Annotated in this window: 19 protein-coding genes and 1 pseudogene; 19 read left to right on the forward strand and 1 reads right to left on the reverse strand. The window is 70.0% G+C overall.

Features of this window, described 5'->3' with window-relative positions; genetic code table 11:
* The first annotated feature begins 5 nt into the window (after window positions 1–5).
* The 17 genes from OHB13_RS27420 (at window position 6) to OHB13_RS27500 (ending at window position 12,734) form a co-directional block, all read left to right on the forward strand.
* Window positions 6–599, forward strand: coding sequence for a hypothetical protein (locus OHB13_RS27420; protein ID WP_266852529.1), 594 nt, complete (start codon window positions 6–8; stop codon window positions 597–599).
* Between the two features lie 163 nt (window positions 600–762).
* Window positions 763–1,209 carry a 30S ribosomal protein S16 gene (gene rpsP / locus OHB13_RS27425; protein ID WP_266852527.1) on the forward strand — a complete coding sequence of 149 codons (447 nt, stop codon included), beginning with the start codon at window positions 763–765 and terminating at the stop codon, window positions 1,207–1,209.
* A 2-nt stretch (window positions 1,210–1,211) separates the two neighbouring features.
* Window positions 1,212–1,451, forward strand: coding sequence for an RNA-binding protein (locus OHB13_RS27430; RefSeq protein ID WP_164265900.1), 240 nt, complete (start codon window positions 1,212–1,214; stop codon window positions 1,449–1,451).
* Window positions 1,452–1,570: 119 nt separating this feature from the next.
* Entirely contained in the window at window positions 1,571–2,116 is a 546-nt protein-coding gene (gene rimM / locus OHB13_RS27435) for a ribosome maturation factor RimM (RefSeq protein ID WP_266852525.1), read from the forward strand.
* On the forward strand, window positions 2,116–2,937 hold the full coding sequence (gene trmD / locus OHB13_RS27440) for a tRNA (guanosine(37)-N1)-methyltransferase TrmD (RefSeq protein ID WP_328378823.1): 822 nt from the start codon (window positions 2,116–2,118) through the stop codon (window positions 2,935–2,937). The genes rimM and trmD overlap by 1 nt, the downstream gene beginning before the upstream one ends.
* Before the next feature lie 131 nt (window positions 2,938–3,068).
* Window positions 3,069–3,419, forward strand: a complete 351-nt coding sequence (gene rplS / locus OHB13_RS27445; RefSeq protein ID WP_164265897.1) for a 50S ribosomal protein L19 — start codon at window positions 3,069–3,071, stop codon at window positions 3,417–3,419.
* Between the two features lie 33 nt (window positions 3,420–3,452).
* Window positions 3,453–4,220, forward strand: a complete 768-nt coding sequence (lepB, locus tag OHB13_RS27450; protein WP_328378824.1) for a signal peptidase I — start codon at window positions 3,453–3,455, stop codon at window positions 4,218–4,220.
* The gene (lepB, locus tag OHB13_RS27455) at window positions 4,213–5,283 is read left to right on the forward strand and encodes a signal peptidase I (protein WP_328378825.1); all 1,071 of its coding nucleotides are present in this window, start codon (window positions 4,213–4,215) and stop codon (window positions 5,281–5,283) included. Before lepB (OHB13_RS27450) ends, lepB (OHB13_RS27455) begins: the two co-directional genes overlap by 8 nt.
* On the forward strand, window positions 5,198–6,196 hold the full coding sequence (gene lepB / locus OHB13_RS27460; protein WP_328380403.1) for a signal peptidase I: 999 nt from the start codon (window positions 5,198–5,200) through the stop codon (window positions 6,194–6,196). The genes lepB (OHB13_RS27455) and lepB (OHB13_RS27460) overlap by 86 nt, the downstream gene beginning before the upstream one ends.
* Window positions 6,197–6,241: 45 nt before the next feature.
* Entirely contained in the window at window positions 6,242–6,991 is a 750-nt protein-coding gene (lepB, locus tag OHB13_RS27465) for a signal peptidase I (protein ID WP_328378826.1), read from the forward strand.
* On the forward strand, window positions 6,981–7,469 hold the full coding sequence (locus OHB13_RS27470) for an NUDIX hydrolase (RefSeq protein ID WP_266852514.1): 489 nt from the start codon (window positions 6,981–6,983) through the stop codon (window positions 7,467–7,469). The genes lepB (OHB13_RS27465) and OHB13_RS27470 overlap by 11 nt, the downstream gene beginning before the upstream one ends.
* A 54-nt stretch (window positions 7,470–7,523) precedes the next feature.
* A complete protein-coding gene (locus OHB13_RS27475) occupies window positions 7,524–7,832 on the forward strand; it encodes a DUF2469 domain-containing protein (protein ID WP_003965949.1) in 309 nt (102 codons plus the stop codon).
* A gap of 84 nt (window positions 7,833–7,916) precedes the next feature.
* Complete coding sequence (locus OHB13_RS27480; protein ID WP_266852512.1) at window positions 7,917–8,276, forward strand: YraN family protein; 360 nt, start codon at window positions 7,917–7,919, stop codon at window positions 8,274–8,276.
* Complete coding sequence (locus tag OHB13_RS27485) at window positions 8,276–9,892, forward strand: YifB family Mg chelatase-like AAA ATPase (protein ID WP_328378827.1); 1,617 nt, start codon at window positions 8,276–8,278, stop codon at window positions 9,890–9,892. Before OHB13_RS27480 ends, OHB13_RS27485 begins: the two co-directional genes overlap by 1 nt.
* A complete protein-coding gene (gene dprA / locus OHB13_RS27490) occupies window positions 9,889–11,058 on the forward strand; it encodes a DNA-processing protein DprA (protein ID WP_328378828.1) in 1,170 nt (389 codons plus the stop codon). The genes OHB13_RS27485 and dprA overlap by 4 nt, the downstream gene beginning before the upstream one ends.
* A 208-nt stretch (window positions 11,059–11,266) precedes the next feature.
* Window positions 11,267–12,103, forward strand: a complete 837-nt coding sequence (gene whiG / locus OHB13_RS27495; RefSeq protein WP_266852506.1) for an RNA polymerase sigma factor WhiG — start codon at window positions 11,267–11,269, stop codon at window positions 12,101–12,103.
* A gap of 73 nt (window positions 12,104–12,176) precedes the next feature.
* Window positions 12,177–12,734, forward strand: a complete 558-nt coding sequence (locus OHB13_RS27500; protein ID WP_328380404.1) for a TetR/AcrR family transcriptional regulator — start codon at window positions 12,177–12,179, stop codon at window positions 12,732–12,734.
* 240 nt (window positions 12,735–12,974) lie between these two features.
* Here the strand turns inward: OHB13_RS27500 and OHB13_RS38795 are convergent.
* Window positions 12,975–13,580 (reverse strand): annotated as a pseudogene (locus tag OHB13_RS38795) (peptidoglycan DD-metalloendopeptidase family protein); the annotation flags it as partial.
* Window positions 13,581–13,856: 276 nt separating this feature from the next.
* Between OHB13_RS38795 and rpsB the strand changes: the two are divergent.
* Both rpsB and tsf read left to right on the forward strand, forming a co-directional pair.
* The gene (rpsB, locus tag OHB13_RS27510; protein ID WP_266852504.1) at window positions 13,857–14,792 is read left to right on the forward strand and encodes a 30S ribosomal protein S2; all 936 of its coding nucleotides are present in this window, start codon (window positions 13,857–13,859) and stop codon (window positions 14,790–14,792) included.
* A gap of 93 nt (window positions 14,793–14,885) precedes the next feature.
* On the forward strand, window positions 14,886–15,722 hold the full coding sequence (gene tsf / locus OHB13_RS27515; protein ID WP_266852502.1) for a translation elongation factor Ts: 837 nt from the start codon (window positions 14,886–14,888) through the stop codon (window positions 15,720–15,722).
* Window positions 15,723–15,821: the final 99 nt, after the last annotated feature.

The following is a 15,821-nucleotide window of genomic DNA, read 5'->3' on the forward strand; positions in this document are numbered from 1 at the left end:
ACGACGTGAGCACGACACCAACTGTCCTCGCCGCAGAGCTGGCGCAGGCGTGGGCCGATATTCAGCGGTACCACCCCGAGCTGCCGGATCTAGCCGCGCCCGAGTCCCTGATCGGCGAGTCCTCGTCCGCCTGCGGCGCTGAACTCTCCTTCGAGCGACTGCTCCATGAGGCAGTCCACGGCATCGCCGCCGCGCGAGGTGTCCGCGACACCTCGCGCGCCGGCCGCTACCACAACCGCAGGTTCCTGGCGATCGCCGAGGAGATGGGGCTCGACCACCCCGAGGAGCCGCATCCCAGCAGCGGCTTCTCGCTGGTCTCGCTCAACCCCGAGGCGAAGCGCAGGTACCGGCAGACGATCGAAAGACTGCAGCGTGCGCTCAAGGCGCACACCGCGGCGACGGCCGCCGACACCAAACGCTCCTTCCGCGGACCTGCCGCACGGCACGGTTCCTCCGGCGGCGGAGTGCGGGTGAAGGCGGTCTGCGACTGCGGCCGCAACGTCCGGGTCGTCCCGTCCGTGCTGGCCCAGGCGCCCATCGTCTGCGGTGGCTGCGGAAAGGCTTTCCGTATCCCGGAAGTGGTCGCAGCAGCCGGCTGACCCGGGGTGCCGCAACGTATGGCACAATGGCTAGCTGTACTCGACAGCCGCACAGGAACCCTCTCGTCCTCCGGCTGACGCGTCCATCGGGCACCCGAGTACCGCAACCCCACGTGGCATCTCGTTGTGCCCAACCACGTCAAGACCAGGAGACACCACTTCCGTGGCAGTCAAGATCAAGCTGAAGCGTCTGGGCAAGATCCGTTCGCCTCACTACCGCATCGTCGTCGCCGACTCCCGTACCCGCCGTGATGGCCGGGCCATCGAGGAGATCGGCCTGTACCACCCGGTGCAGAACCCTTCGCGCATCGAGGTCAACTCGGAGCGTGCGCAGTACTGGCTGTCCGTCGGCGCCCAGCCGACCGAGCCGGTCATGGCGATCCTGAAGCTCACCGGTGACTGGCAGGCGCACAAGGGCCTCCCGGCCCCCGCGCCGCTGCTCCAGCCGGAGCCGAAGGCCGACAAGCGCGCCGCGTTCGAGGCGTTCGCCAAGTCCATCGAGGGCGACGAGCCGAAGGGTGAGGCCATCACCCCGAAGGCGAAGAAGGCCGACAAGAAGGCGGACGAGGCGGCTCCGGCCGCTGACTCCACCGAGTCGACCGAGGCCTGAGCATGCTCGAGGAGGCTCTCGAGCACCTCGTGAAGGGCATCGTCGACAATCCCGACGACGTACAGGTCGCTTCGCGCAACCTCCGTCGCGGGCAGGTGCTGGAGGTCCGGGTGCACCCCGACGACCTCGGTAAGGTGATCGGCCGCAACGGCCGCACCGCGCGCGCCCTGCGCACCATCGTGGGCGCCATCGGCGGCCGTGGCATCCGGGTCGACCTCGTCGACGTGGACCAGGTCCGCTGAGAAGTAGCTGAACACCGGCTCGGGCCGGGGAGGGCTGAGAAGCCGTCCCCGGCCTTTGTCGTCCGCGGTGCGCGCGGCAACACTGGAACCAGCAGAATCATCAGAATGAGGAGCGAAGCGTGCAACTGGTAGTCGCACGGATCGGGCGCGCCCACGGGATCAAGGGCGAAGTCACCGTGGAGGTGCGCACGGACGAGCCCGAGCTGCGGCTCGGTCCCGGCGCGGTGCTCGCCACCGACCCTGCGGCCACCGGGCCGCTGACGATCGAGACAGGCCGGGTGCACAGCGGGAGGCTGCTGCTGCGCTTCGCGGGGGTCACGGACCGGACGGCCGCCGAGGCGCTCCGGAACACCCTGCTGATCGCCGACGTCGACCCGCAGCAGACTCCGGAGGACCCCGAGGAGTTCTACGACCACCAGCTGATGGACCTCGACGTGGTGCTGTCCGACGGCACCGAGATCGGCCGGATCACCGAGATCACCCACCTGCCCTCGCAGGACCTCTTCATCGTGGAGCGGCCCGACGGCAGCGAGGTCATGATCCCCTTCGTCGAGGAGATCGTCACCGAGATCGACCTGGAGGAGCAGCGGGCCGTCATCGACCCGCCGCCCGGCCTGATCGACGACAGCAGGGCCGAGGTCGCCGGCGCCCGGGACGACGACTGATGCGGCTCGACGTCGTCACGATCTTCCCCGAGTACCTCGAACCGCTGAATGTCTCGCTGGTCGGCAAGGCGCGCGCCCGCGGCCGGCTCGACGTACAGGTCCACGACCTGCGCGACTGGACGTACGACCGGCACAACACGGTCGACGACACCCCCTACGGCGGCGGCCCCGGCATGGTCATGAAGACCGAGCCCTGGGGCGAGGCGCTGGACGAGGTGCTGGCCGCCGGTTACGAGTCGGGGGCGTCCGGCCCCGTCCTGGTCGTGCCCACACCCAGCGGCCGCCCCTTCACCCAGCAGGTCGCGGTCGAACTCTCCGAGCGGCCCTGGCTGGTCTTCACGCCCGCCAGGTACGAGGGCATCGACCGTCGGGTCGTCGACGAGTACGCGACCCGGATGCCGGTGTACGAGGTCTCCATCGGGGATTACGTCCTGGCCGGCGGCGAGGCCGCGGTCCTGGTCATCACGGAAGCCGTGGCCCGGCTGCTGCCCGGCGTGCTCGGCAACGCCGAATCGCACCGTGACGACTCCTTCGCCACCGGCGCGATGGCCGACCTCCTCGAAGGCCCGGTCTACACGAAGCCGCCCGAGTGGCGCGGGCGTGCCATTCCGGACGTCCTGCTGAGCGGTCACCACGGGAAGATCGCGCGCTGGCGCCGGGACGAGGCGTTCCGGCGTACGGATCTCAACAGGCCGGACCTGCTGGAGCGCAGCGACCCCGCGTCCTTCGACAAGAAGGACCGCGAAATGCTCTCGATCCTGGGCTGGAAGCAGGGGCCCGGAGGGCGATTTGGGCGAGAGCCCGGGGACGTGGAAGAATAGGCCGCTGCTGTACGTCCGGCGTGCGCCCCTGCCACAGGGGGAACGACGACCGTCCGACGCGATCAGCTCCCGAAACTCATCACGATGATTCCGTCGATGACCTGTGGCATCGGCGAAGAAAGCAGAAGATCATGTCCAGCCTGCTCAACGACGTCAAGGCCGCTTCGCTGCGGTCCGACCTTCCGGCCTTCCGCGCCGGTGACACGGTCAACGTCCACGTCCGTGTCATCGAGGGCAACCGCTCGCGTATCCAGCAGTTCAAGGGTGTCGTCATCCGCCGCCAGGGTGCGGGCGTCAGCGAGACCTTCACGGTCCGCAAGGTCTCCTTCTCGGTCGGCGTCGAGCGTACCTTCCCGGTGCACAGCCCGATCTTCGAGAAGATCGAGCTCGTGACCCGCGGTGACGTCCGTCGCGCGAAGCTGTACTACCTCCGTGAGCTGCGCGGCAAGGCCGCGAAGATCAAGGAGAAGCGCGACCACTGAGTCCACAGGGCGGCCGGATAAGCTCTGGCCCCGATGGACACCGAAGCACAGCACAAGGAGCGCGACCGCTCACCCGAACCGGATACGTCCGGGGAGGGAGAGCGGTCGCGCTCTGTGCGTTTCGCCGCGCTGACCGAGGGGCCCTGGCGCAAGGCCGGGCTGCTGGCCCTGGTCTGCATGGTGTTCCTGCTCCTGCTCAGTACGTATGTGATGCAGCCGTTCCTCATCCCCAGCGGCTCCATGGAGCCCACGCTCCAGGTGGGGGACCGGGTGCTGGTGGACAAGCTGGCGTACAGGTTCGGCGACGTGCCGCAGCGCGGGGACGTCGTGGTCTTCGACGGCACCGGCTCCTTCGTGCAGGAGGCGCCCGCGCAGAACCCCGTGGCCCGCGTGGTGCACGGTGCGGCGGCGGCGCTGGGTCTTGCCGCGCCCACCGGTACCGACTACGTCAAGCGTGTGGTGGGGGTGGGGGGCGACCATGTCGTCTGCTGCGACAAGCGCGGGCGGATCAAGGTGAACGGGCAGCCGGTGGACGAGACGTATGTCTATCCCGGCAACCCGCCCTCCCTGGTGCCCTTCGACATCGTGGTGCCCGCCGGAACCCTCTGGGTGATGGGCGACCACCGCTCCCGCTCCAGCGACTCCCGTGACCATCTCGGGGATCCCGGTGGCGGGATGGTCCCGGTGGGCCAGGTGATCGGGCGGGCCGCCCGGATCGGCTGGCCGTTCAGCCGCTGGAGCTCGCTGGAGCGGACCCGAGCCTTCGACCGGGTACCGGAGGCCGGTGGCAGCCATGGGTAACCGGGGGAGAAATCGGGGCAGCGGGCAGAGCGGCGAGCGGACGCCGGAGACGGGCGCCCCCACGGGCGAGCGCGCCCTGCCCACCAGGGCCGAGCGGCGCAGGCTCGCGCGCAAGGTCCAGCGGCGGCGGCGCCGGTCCAGGGCGGTGGAGATACCGGTCCTCATCGTCGTGGCGGTCGTGATCGCGCTGGTGCTCAAGACCTTTCTGGTGCAGGCGTTCGTCATCCCGTCGGGTTCGATGGAGGAGACGATCCGGATCGGCGACCGGGTGCTGGTGGACAAGCTCACCCCCTGGTTCGGGTCAAAACCGCAGCGTGGCGATGTCGTCGTCTTCAAGGACCCCGGCCACTGGCTCCCGCCGGAGGAGAGCAAGTCCCAGAGCTCGCCGTTCCTCGTCAAGCAGCTCAAGGAAGGCCTGACCTTCATCGGGCTGCTGCCGTCGGACAACGAACAGGACCTGATCAAGCGGGTCATCGGGGTCGGCGGCGACACCGTGAAGTGCTGCGACAAGGACGGCAGGGTCACCGTCAACGGCGTCCCGCTGAACGAGCCGTATCTCCATCCGGGAAATCCGCCCTCCCAGCTGAAGTTCGAGGTGAAGGTCCCGGCCGGGCGGCTCTTCGTGATGGGCGACCACCGGTCCAACTCGGCGGATTCGCGGTTCCACATGGACGGTCCCTACCAGGGGACGGTGCCGGTGAGCGGTGTGGTGGGGCGCGCGGTCGTCATCGCCTGGCCGGTGGGGCACTGGAGCAGGCTCAAGGAGCCCGCCACCTTCGCATCGGTGGCGTCCCGGGCCGCGGGTCCGGACGGCGCGGATCCGCCCGGCTCCGGTCCACCGGGCCTCGCCGCTCAGGATCGGCACGTAAACTTCCCGCTCCCGACTCCTGCGGAACTTCCGCTCGTTATGGGAGTGGTGGGCCTGCGTCTCCTCGGAGGCAGGCGACGGCACGGAGTGAGGAGTGGATGTGGGGGACGTGGCGGTCGGCGCGCGATCCGGACACGAAGAACCAGAGGACCGGCCCGGGCCGCCCGTTGGTGGCGCGGGAACCGAAGCCTCTGACAGCGGGAGGTCCTACGGTTCCGACAGGGACGGCGGCCAGCACAGGGCCGGCGGCCGGCAGAACGGCCCCGGCGGGCCGGGCGGGCCGGACGGCTTCGACGAGGACGGCGAGGACGGCGAGAACACCGGAAGCACCAGGAACAAGGGACCGAAGAAGCAGCGCTCCTTCTGGAAGGAGCTGCCGCTCCTCATCGGTATCGCGCTGGTCCTGGCCCTGTTGATCAAGACTTTCCTGGTCCAGGCGTTCTCGATCCCCTCCGACTCGATGCAGGACACGCTGCAGCGGGGTGACCGGGTGCTGGTCGACAAACTGACCCCGTGGTTCGGTTCGGAACCGGAGCGGGGCGACGTCGTGGTGTTCCACGACCCGGGCGGCTGGCTCGAAGGTGAGCCGACCCCGACTCCGAACGTGGCACAGAAGTTCCTCAGTTTCATCGGCCTGATGCCGTCCGCCGAGGAGAAGGACCTGATCAAGCGCGTCATCGCGGTCGGCGGCGACACGGTTTCGTGCAAGAAGGGGGGCCCGGTCGTCGTCAACGGCAAGGCGCTCTCCGAGAAGTCGTTCATCTACCCGGGCAACACCCCGTGCGACGACCAGCCGTTCGGGCCGATCCATGTGCCCAAGGGCCGGATCTGGGTGATGGGCGACCACCGTCAGGACTCGCTCGACTCGCGTTACCACCAGCAGCTGCCGGGTGGCGGAACGGTCTCCACCAAGGAGGTCGTCGGACGGGCCTTCGTCGTGGCCTGGCCGGTCAACCGCTGGTCGTGGCTGGGTGTTCCGAGCACCTTCGACCAGAAGGGCATCAACGCCGCAGGTGCCGTGGCTCCCGGGGCGCTGGGACTCGCAGGGGCACTGCCGCTGGTGATCCGGCGCAGGCGCAAGCTGACCCGCGAGGGTACTGCCGGGTAAGGTGCGCTCCCAGATTGTTGATCTCCGATATGGGGGAGCGCTGGGATGAGCGGAACAGTACGTACGAGTGACGGAGGCGGCCGGCTCGGCAGTGCGCTGTCGGGTCTGGCCGTGGCCGTTGGCTGCGTGCTCTTTCTCGGAGGGTTCGCCTGGGGAGCGGTGGAGTACAAGCCGTACACCGTGCCGACCGACTCGATGACCCCGACCGTGCAGGTGGGGGACCGGGTGCTGGCGCAGCGAATAGACAGCGGTGCGGTGCACCGCGGCGACGTGGTGATCTTCAAGGACCCCGACTGGGGCGATATGCCGATGGTCAAGCGGGTCGTCGGAGTCGGCGGCGACAAGGTCGCCTGCTGCGACACCCAGGGCCGGCTCACCGTGAACGGCAAGGGAATCAACGAGCCGTACCTCAACACCGATTCGCTCTCCAAGGGGCGGGCCTCCGCGATGGACTTCACCGTGAAGGTGCCTGAGGGCCGGCTCTTCATGCTCGGTGACGAGCGCACCAACTCGATGGACTCGCGCGTCCACCTCCAGGACGCGGACCACGGTTCGGTGCCGCGCTCGACGGTGTCCTCGCGGGTGGACGCCATCGCCTGGCCGCTGAGCGGCGGAATGATGGAGCGGCCGAAGGGCTTCGCCGCGCTGCCCGGCGGGGTCTCGCAGCCAGGGCCGCTGAAGCTGATCGTGGCGGCTGTGCTGGCCGGAGTCGTGCTGATCCTGGGCGGGGCCGTCTACGGGCCGCTCGCGCAGCGTCTCGGCCGCAAGAAGAAGGTGGCGGTCGGTGTCGGCTGAGCTGCGCGAGGTCGCACGCGTCATCCTGCTCGATCCGGCCGACCGGGTGCTGCTGATGCACGGCTTCGAGCCCGCCGATCCGGCGAGCACCTGGTGGTTCACCCCCGGCGGAGGCGTCGAGGCCGGGGAGACCCATGAGGAGGCCGCCCTCCGTGAGGTACGGGAGGAGACCGGCATCGACGCGGTGGAGCTCGGCCCGGTCCTGTGGTCCAGGGTGTGCTCGTTCCCGTTCGACGGGCGGCGGTGGAACCAGGATGAACGGTACTTTCTCGGGCGAACCAGTCAGACGGCGACCGCCATGGACGGGCTGACCCCACTGGAGCGGCGCAGTGTCGCGGGGCTGAGGTGGTGGACTTCCGCCGAACTGTCCGCGACGCGTGAGACGGTGTATCCGACCAGGCTCGCCGGGCTGCTGCGCACGCTGCTCGACGAGGGTCCCCCGGCTGCACCGGTGGTCCTGGCCCCGGAAATCGTCTAGGGCGCAGGGGAGCGGCGCACAATAGGGGGACGCACGGCTGAAGGGGAACATGCCATGAGCGCCGAGGACCTCGAGAAGTACGAGACCGAGATGGAGCTGAAGCTCTACCGGGAGTACCGCGACGTCGTCGGCCTGTTCAAATATGTGATCGAGACCGAGCGACGCTTCTACCTCACCAACGACTACGAGATGCAGGTGCACTCCGTACAGGGCGAGGTCTTTTTCGAGGTGTCGATGGCTGATGCCTGGGTCTGGGACATGTACAGGCCGGCCAGGTTCGTCAAGCAGGTACGCGTACTGACATTCAAGGATGTGAACATCGAGGAGCTCAACAAGAGCGATCTCGAACTTCCGGGTGGCTGAGTTGTCCACAACCGGCGAGTAATCCACCAAGATCCACACGGTGGCGGCCCGGGCGGCACAGTCGGTACCGGAGGTGGTGCCGGTATGAACGCACGGGGGGCACTCGGGCGGTACGGCGAGGGGCTGGCGGCGAGGACGCTGGCCGGGTCGGGAATGACTGTCGTCGAGCGGAACTGGCGGTGCAGGTCGGGCGAGATCGACATTGTGGCGCGTGACGGCGACGCACTGGTCGTCTGCGAGGTGAAGACCCGCAGGGAAGGCCCTTTCGAACATCCGATGGCCGCGGTCACCCCGGTCAAGGCCGAGCGGCTCAGACGCCTCGCCGAGTGCTGGCTCGCGGCGAACGGCGGGGCGCCGCCCGGCGGGGTGCGGATCGATCTGATCGGGATCATGCTGCCCAGGCGTGGGGCGCCGCTCGTCGAGCATGTGCGGGGGGTGGCCTGATGGGCTTCGCACGTGCGTGTTCGGTCGCGCTGGTCGGGGTCGACGGCGTGGTGGTGGAGGTCCAGGCGGATCTCGAACCGGGTATCGCCGCCTTCACGCTGGTGGGGCTGCCGGACAAGAGCCTGGTCGAGAGCCGGGACCGGGTGCGGGCCGCGGTGGTGAACTCCGGCGCCGAGTGGCCGCAGAAGAAGCTCACGGTCGGGCTGAGCCCGGCGTCCGTACCGAAGAGCGGCAGCGGATTCGATCTGGCCGTCGCCTGCGCCGTTCTGGGGGCGGCCGAGCGCATCGACCCGAAGGAGATCGCCGATCTGGTGCTCATCGGGGAGCTGGGGCTCGACGGCCGGGTCAGGCCGGTGCGCGGCATCCTGCCGGCCGTGCTGGCCGCGGCCGAAGCGGGGTACCACCAGGTCGTGGTCCCGGAGCAGACCGCGGGGGAGGCGTCACTGGTGCCCGGGGTCCAGGTGCTCGGGGTGCGGAGCCTGCGGCAGCTCATCGCCGTACTGACCGGCGAACCGGTCCCCGAAGAGGCGGCTCCGGTGGCGGGGCGGCCGGACCCGATGCTGGCCGGGCTGATGGTGCCGGGCGCCGGGGCCGGCACCGGGCTGGCCCCGGGCATGGGGTCGGGGCCCGATCTCGCGGATGTGGCGGGGCAGCCGGCCGCCAGGAAGGCGCTGGAGGTCGCCGCCACCGGGGCCCACCATCTGCTGTTGCACGGGCCCCCCGGCGCAGGCAAGACCATGCTGGCCGAGCGGCTTCCGGCGATCCTGCCGCCGCTGACCAGGCACGAGTCGCTGGAAGTGACGGCGGTCCACTCGGTGGCGGGCATCCTCCCGCCGGGGGAGCCACTGATCGGGACCGCGCCGTACTGCGCCCCGCATCACTCCGCGACCATGCAGTCGCTGATCGGCGGCGGTAACGGCCTGCCCCGGCCGGGGGCCGTCTCCCTGGCGCACCGCGGGGTCCTCTTCCTCGACGAGGCCCCCGAATTCTCCGTCCGGGTCCTCGACGCGCTCCGCCAGCCGCTGGAGTCCGGGCATGTGGTGGTCGCGCGCAGCGCAGGGGTGGTGCGGCTGCCTGCCAGATTCCTGATGGCACTGGCCGCGAACCCCTGTCCCTGCGGCAGACACACGATGAACGGCTCGGGGTGCGAATGCCCGCCCTCGATGGTCCGCAGGTACCAGTCCAGACTCTCCGGCCCGCTCCTCGACCGGGTGGACCTGCGGGTCGAGGTGGAGCCGGTGCGCCGCTCGGACCTCATGGGACAGGGCGGTGCGGGTGAGTCGTCGGCGGCCGTTGCCGTACGGGTACGGGAGGGCCGGGAGCGGGCGGCGGCGCGGCTGGCCGGTACGCCGTGGAGCACCAACAGCGAGGTGCCGGGCCATGAGCTGCGGACCCGCTGGACGGCCGTGCCGGGTGCGCTCGCCGCGGCCGAGCGGGACATGGAGCGCGGACTGCTCACGGCCCGCGGTCTCGACCGGGTGCTGAGGGTGGCCTGGACGGTCGCCGATCTGGCGGGCCGGGACCGGCCTGGTGCCCAGGACGTCGGGCTGGCTCTCCAGCTGCGTACCGGTGTGGACCGCGGGGCGCTGCTCGCCGCAGGGAAGGACGCCGGATGAGTACCGATGCCGGCGGGGACGAGCGGCTGGCCCGGGCCGCGCTCACCCGGATCGTCGAGCCGGGCGATGAACTGGCCGGCCGATTGCTGCGCGAACTGGGGGCCGTGGAGCTGTGGCGGCGGCTACGCACCCTGGCGAACAGCGGGGAAGCGGTGTTCCCCGGGGTGAGCGCCAAGCGGCTCGGCGGCTACCGGCTGAGGGCGGCTGCGGCGCGGCCCGAGCAGGATCTGCGGGCCGCGGCCGCGGGCGGCGGCCGGTTCATCTGTCCGGGGGATCAGGAATGGCCGGTGCAGCTCGACGACCTGGGAGACGCACGGCCCGTCGGACTCTGGGTGCGGGGCCGGCCCCATCTGCGGATATGGGCATTGCGCTCCGTGGCGGTGGTCGGCGCCCGTGCCTGTACGGCCTACGGGGCGCACATGGCGGCAGCGCTGGGCTCCGGCCTCGCAGAGCTGGGGTGGGTCGTCGTGTCGGGCGCCGCGTTCGGTGTCGACGGGGCCGCGCACCGCGGGGCGCTCGCCGCGGGCGGGGCCACCATCGCGGTGCTGGCGTGCGGAGTCGACACGGTCTACCCGCGCGGTCACGCCGAGATGATCGGGCGGATCGCGGAACAGGGGCTCCTCATCGGCGAGTTGCCACCGGGCGCCCATCCCACGCCCAGCCGCTTCATCCTCCGCAACCGTGTGATCGCCGCGCTCACCAGGGGAACCGTGGTCGTCGAGGCCGAGTACCGCAGTGGCTCACTGGCCACCGCGCGCAGCGCGCAGAAGCTCGGCCGGTACACGATGGGCGTCCCCGGACCGGTCACCAGCGGGCTCTCCGCCGGTGTGCACGAACTGCTGCGCGGCGGGGGCCTGCTGGTCACCGACGCGGCCGAAGTCGCCGAGCTGGTGGGGGACATCGGCGATCTCGCACCCGGCAGACACGGCCCGGTCCTGCCCCGGGACCTCCTCGGGCCCGTCGCCGCCCGGGTCCTGGAGGCGCTTCCCGGCCACGGCGCGGTTGACGGGCGGGATGTGGCCCGTGAGGCCGGGACGACAGCAGATGAAGCGCTCGCCAGGCTGTACGAACTCCACTCGTTGGGGTTTGTTGAACGGCGAAGTGAAGGATGGCAGTTGGTACCGAGGGCGCCACAGATCACGGACACCCGGCGAGGCGATGCTTGACCTGGGGCAATCGGGTGAAAAGGTGATGCCGCAGCCTCGGCAGGGGCGGTCCGGCAGCACCTCCCGGACACGGTTCGCGCGTTGACGTCACACAGGTGCTATGACGTACTCATCGCACCCTGCGATGCTCCAGTCACGCTACGCTCACCAGGAATCCGGCTCAAAACAAGTCCCACGCAGGTCCCAGCAGAACGGCTCAAGGCAACGAATGCCCCAGCACACGTCCGGGTCTGACCGCGCGGCAGCGCCGCCGGCTGCACGTGGCCACATTCGGCCCCCCGCGCCGTCTTCGCTCGACGAGTTGTGGCGGTCGTACAAGTCGACGGGCGACAAACGGCTGCGCGAGCAGCTGATCCTGCACTACTCGCCCCTGGTGAAGTACGTCGCGGGCCGGGTCAGCGTGGGGCTGCCGCCCAACGTCGAGCAGGCCGACTTCGTGTCCTCCGGTGTCTTCGGGCTGATCGACGCCATCGAGAAGTTCGACATCGAGCGGTCCATCAAGTTCGAGACCTATGCGATCACCCGGATCCGCGGCGCGATGATCGACGAACTCCGCGCGCTCGACTGGATTCCCCGCTCGGTCCGGCAGAAGGCGCGCGCCGTCGAGCGCGCGTACGCCACGCTGGAGGCCCAGCTGCGCCGCACTCCGTCCGAGGTCGAGGTGGCGGCCGAGATGGGCATCGCCGTCGAGGAACTGCACGCGGTCTTCAGCCAGTTGTCGCTGGCGAACGTGGTGGCCCTGGACGAGCTGCTGCACGTCGGCGGTGAGGGCGGCGACCGGCTCAGCCTGATGGACACCCTGGAGGACACCGCGGCGGACAACCCGGTCGAGCTGGCCGAGGGCCGCGAGCTGCGCAGGCTGCTGGCCCGCGCCATCAACACGCTCCCCGACCGGGAGAAGACCGTGGTCACCCTGTACTACTACGAAGGCCTCACGCTGGCCGAGATCGGCCATGTCCTCGGGGTCACCGAGAGCCGGGTCAGCCAGATCCACACCAAATCGGTCCTCCAGCTTCGCGCCAAGCTGTCGGACGTCGGCCGCTGATTCCGCAGGCGAATCGTCCCTGCGAAGAGGGCTTCCGTAAAGTGGGCCCGTGCCCAGGATTCGAGCGGCCTCCGTGGCCGAACACCGAACCATGCAGCGCAGCGCCCTGCTGGACGCCGCCCGCACCCTCCTCTCCGAAGGCGGCACGGAGGCGCTGACCTTCCCCGCCCTCGCCGAGCGCACCGGCCTCGCGCGCTCCTCCGTGTACGAGTACTTCCGCTCACGCGCCGCTGTGGTGGAAGAGCTCTGTGCGGTCGACTTCCCGGTCTGGGCGGCTGAGATCGAGTCCGCGATGGAGCGGGCCCCTGATCCGGCGGGCAAGGTCGAGGCCTATGTGCGCCAGCAGCTGGCGCTGGTCGGGGACCAGCGCCACCGGGCCGTGGTCGCCATCTCCGCAGGCGAGCTCGATACGGGTGCCCGCGAGAAGATCCGTGCCGCGCACGGCGGTCTCATCGCGATGATCGTCGAGGCGCTCGAAGCTCTGCACCACGACCAGCCGAGACTCGCGGCGATGCTGCTCCAGGGGGTGGTGGACGCGGCGGTGCGGCGTATCGAGACGGGTTCGGCCGAGGACCCCGCCATGGTGGCCGACGCCGCCGTCGCGATGGCTCTGGGCGGTGTCCAGGGCTGACGCCCGCCGGTTGCGGTGCGTCCGCCCGGTACGCCTTCCCGTACGGGCTCCGTGCTCCTCCGCCGTTGCGTGATCCGCGTATCCCGCGCCGGGCGCGTCGCCGGTGATCTCCGGTACCCCGAACACCGGCAGCAGCCTGGACGGTCCCCGGTGCAGCAGCCCGGGCGGGAGCAGGGACAGCGGGTTCAGATAGACGTCCCCGCGCAGCAGCCCCCAGTGCAGACAGCCCGACGGGCAGTGGGACGGCGCGTCCTCCCGTACCGCGACCGGCCGGCCGGCGGTGACCTCGTCCCCTGTCCCGACGAGTGCCCGCACCGGTTCGTACGTGGTGCGCAGGGGTGTGCCCGACACCGCGATGGTGAGCACACCGTGCCCGGCCACCCGGCCCGCGAACGTGACCCGGCCGGAGGCCGCTGCCAGTACCGGTGTGCCGGGTGCGGCGGCCAGGTCGACTCCGCGGTGCCCCGGTCCGTACGGAGAGGCGGGCGGGTCCCAGCCGTGGACGATCCGTGGTCGGCCGCCCACCGGCCAGCTGCGGTCCGCCGTCGGCACCGGCACGGCCGTCGGCACCGGCGTGGGCATGGCCGCAGGCACCGCCGTCGGCGCGGTCACTGCCGTCATGGCCGACCTTCTTGCCGGCAGGGCGGGGTCCCCGGCGAACAGCAGCCCGGCACCGGTGGCGGCGCACAGCGCGGCCACCGCACAGACCACGGCAACCGCGACCGGCAGCACGGCACACACCGCCACGGGTAATCCCGCGAACCGTGCGTCCCGGTACGGGGTGCTCCGGTCCGGGGCGTTCGGTTCGCGGGCGTCGTGGCCCGGGGCGGTCTTGTTCAGGCGCATGGGGAAACCGTCCCCCAGTACGCGGGTCCGTGGGGATCATGGCCGGTATCTGTGGACTACCAGCCGGTTGTGGACATCGCCGTCACCCGGCGCCCACCGGGTCCCGTACACTTCTGGTGGCGATCCGGGTCACCGGGTCGACTTCGCACGCCCCCCATCACCCCATCAGCGGTCGATGGACGCGCCTCTCGGTCCCTTGTGGCACGGCGCGTGTGGGCGTCAGGCGCGACAGCAAACCTGCGGTCGCGACAACCGAGTACATCAAGGAGTACGGCCATGGCCGTCGTCACGATGCGGGAGCTGCTGGAAAGCGGCGTCCACTTCGGTCACCAGACCCGTCGTTGGAACCCGAAGATGAAGCGCTTCATCTTCACGGAGCGCAACGGCATCTACATCATCGACCTGCTCCAGTCGCTGTCGTACATCGACCGCGCCTACGAGTTCGTCAAGGAGACCGTCGCGCACGGCGGCTCCATCATGTTCGTGGGTACCAAGAAGCAGGCCCAGGAAGCGATCGCCGAGCAGGCGACGCGCGTGGGTATGCCCTACGTCAACCAGCGTTGGCTCGGCGGCATGCTGACGAACTTCTCCACCGTCTACAAGCGCCTTCAGCGTCTGAAGGAGCTTGAGCAGATCGACTTCGAGGACGTGGCCGCCTCCGGCCTCACCAAGAAGGAGCTCCTGGTCCTCTCGCGCGAGAAGGCCAAGCTGGAGAAGACCCTCGGTGGTATCCGCGAGATGCAGAAGGTGCCCAGCGCCGTCTGGATCGTCGACACCAAGAAGGAGCACATCGCCGTCGGTGAGGCGCGCAAGCTCCACATCCCGGTCGTCGCGATCCTCGACACCAACTGCGACCCCGACGAGGTCGACTACAAGATCCCGGGCAACGACGACGCGATCCGCTCCGTCACCCTGCTCACCCGCGTGATCGCCGACGCCGTCGCCGAGGGCCTCATCGCCCGCTCCGGCGCTGCGACCGGCGACCAGAAGCCGGGCGAGAAGGCTGCTTCCGAGCCGCTCGCCGAGTGGGAGCGTGACCTGCTCGACGGTGAGAAGAAGGACGGCGCCGAGGTCGTCCAGACCTCTGCCGAGACCGAGAAGGTCGCCGACGCCGAGGCTCCGGTCGCCGAGGCCGCCACCGAGGCGCCCGCTGCCGAGGCCCCTGCCGCCGAGGCGCCCGCCGCCCCGGCCGCGGACGCTGAGCAGGCCTGACCCTCACCGGTTCGGTTGTTGACGGCGGAGGCCTCCGGGCCTCCGCCGTTCACCCGTAAGATCTTTCAGACTTCGAGAGAGAAATTCACGATCATGGCGAACTACACCGCCGCTGACGTCAAGAAGCTCCGTGAGCTCACCGGCGCCGGCATGATGGACTGCAAGAAGGCGCTCGACGAGGCCGACGGCAGTGTCGACAAGGCCGTCGAGGCGCTCCGCATCAAGGGCCAGAAGGGTGTCGCCAAGCGCGAGGGCCGCTCCGCCGAGAACGGCGCCGTCGTCTCCCTCATCGCCGACGACAACACCTCCGGTGTCCTGGTCGAGCTGAAGTGCGAGACGGACTTCGTCGCCAAGGGTGACAAGTTCCAGGCTGTCGCCAACGCGCTCGCCGCCCACGTCGCCGCGACCTCCCCCGCCGACATCGCGGCGCTCCTCGCGTCCGAGATCGAGGCCGGCAAGACCGTCCAGGCGTACGTCGACGAGGCCAACGCCAACCTCGGCGAGAAGATCGTCCTGGACCGCTTCGCGCAGTTCTCGGGCGCCTACGTGACCTCGTACATGCACCGCACCATGCCCGACCTGCCCCCGCAGATCGGTGTCCTGGTCGAGCTGGACAAGGCCGACGCCGAGCTCGCCCGCGGTATCGCGCAGCACATCGCCGCGTTCGCGCCGAAGTACCTGGACCGCGAGGACGTCCCGGCCGAGGTCGTGGAGGCCGAGCGTCGCGTCGCCGAGGAGACCACGCGCGCCGAGGGCAAGCCCGAGGCCGCTCTTCCGAAGATCGTCGAGGGCCGGGTCAACGGCTTCTTCAAGGAAGCCACGCTCCTGGGTCAGCCGTACGCCCTGGACAACAAGAAGTCCGTCCAGAAGGTCCTGGACGAGGCCGGTGTCACCCTGAAGCGCTTCTCGCGCATCAAGGTCGGCATCTGAGTCTGTACGCGATCCACCGAAGACCCCGATAGGGTCTGACGCAGCCGCCCGGGTCCGCGCCGGACGGCCGCAGATCTGACGAGGAGGCCATTGCCGCAC

The organism is Streptomyces sp. NBC_00440, from assembly GCF_036014215.1.
Classification (GTDB): domain Bacteria; phylum Actinomycetota; class Actinomycetes; order Streptomycetales; family Streptomycetaceae; genus Streptomyces.

What these genes read in the sequence shown, in the direction of transcription:
- whiG (WP_266852506.1), top strand. Translation starts at nt 11,267, where the DNA reads ATGCCCCAGCACACGTCCGGGTCTGACCGCGCGGCAGCGCCGCCGGCT.
- OHB13_RS27430 (WP_164265900.1), top strand. Translation starts at nt 1,212, where the DNA reads ATGCTCGAGGAGGCTCTCGAGCACCTCGTGAAGGGCATCGTCGACAAT.
- OHB13_RS27480 (WP_266852512.1), top strand. Translation starts at nt 7,917, where the DNA reads ATGAACGCACGGGGGGCACTCGGGCGGTACGGCGAGGGGCTGGCGGCG.
- trmD (WP_328378823.1), top strand. Translation starts at nt 2,116, where the DNA reads ATGCGGCTCGACGTCGTCACGATCTTCCCCGAGTACCTCGAACCGCTG.
- lepB (WP_328378825.1), top strand. Translation starts at nt 4,213, where the DNA reads ATGGGTAACCGGGGGAGAAATCGGGGCAGCGGGCAGAGCGGCGAGCGG.
- OHB13_RS27485 (WP_328378827.1), top strand. Translation starts at nt 8,276, where the DNA reads ATGGGCTTCGCACGTGCGTGTTCGGTCGCGCTGGTCGGGGTCGACGGC.
- lepB (WP_328378824.1), top strand. Translation starts at nt 3,453, where the DNA reads ATGGACACCGAAGCACAGCACAAGGAGCGCGACCGCTCACCCGAACCG.
- rpsB (WP_266852504.1), top strand. Translation starts at nt 13,857, where the DNA reads ATGGCCGTCGTCACGATGCGGGAGCTGCTGGAAAGCGGCGTCCACTTC.
- lepB (WP_328378826.1), top strand. Translation starts at nt 6,242, where the DNA reads ATGAGCGGAACAGTACGTACGAGTGACGGAGGCGGCCGGCTCGGCAGT.
- tsf (WP_266852502.1), top strand. Translation starts at nt 14,886, where the DNA reads ATGGCGAACTACACCGCCGCTGACGTCAAGAAGCTCCGTGAGCTCACC.
- dprA (WP_328378828.1), top strand. Translation starts at nt 9,889, where the DNA reads ATGAGTACCGATGCCGGCGGGGACGAGCGGCTGGCCCGGGCCGCGCTC.
- rplS (WP_164265897.1), top strand. Translation starts at nt 3,069, where the DNA reads ATGTCCAGCCTGCTCAACGACGTCAAGGCCGCTTCGCTGCGGTCCGAC.
- OHB13_RS27475 (WP_003965949.1), top strand. Translation starts at nt 7,524, where the DNA reads ATGAGCGCCGAGGACCTCGAGAAGTACGAGACCGAGATGGAGCTGAAG.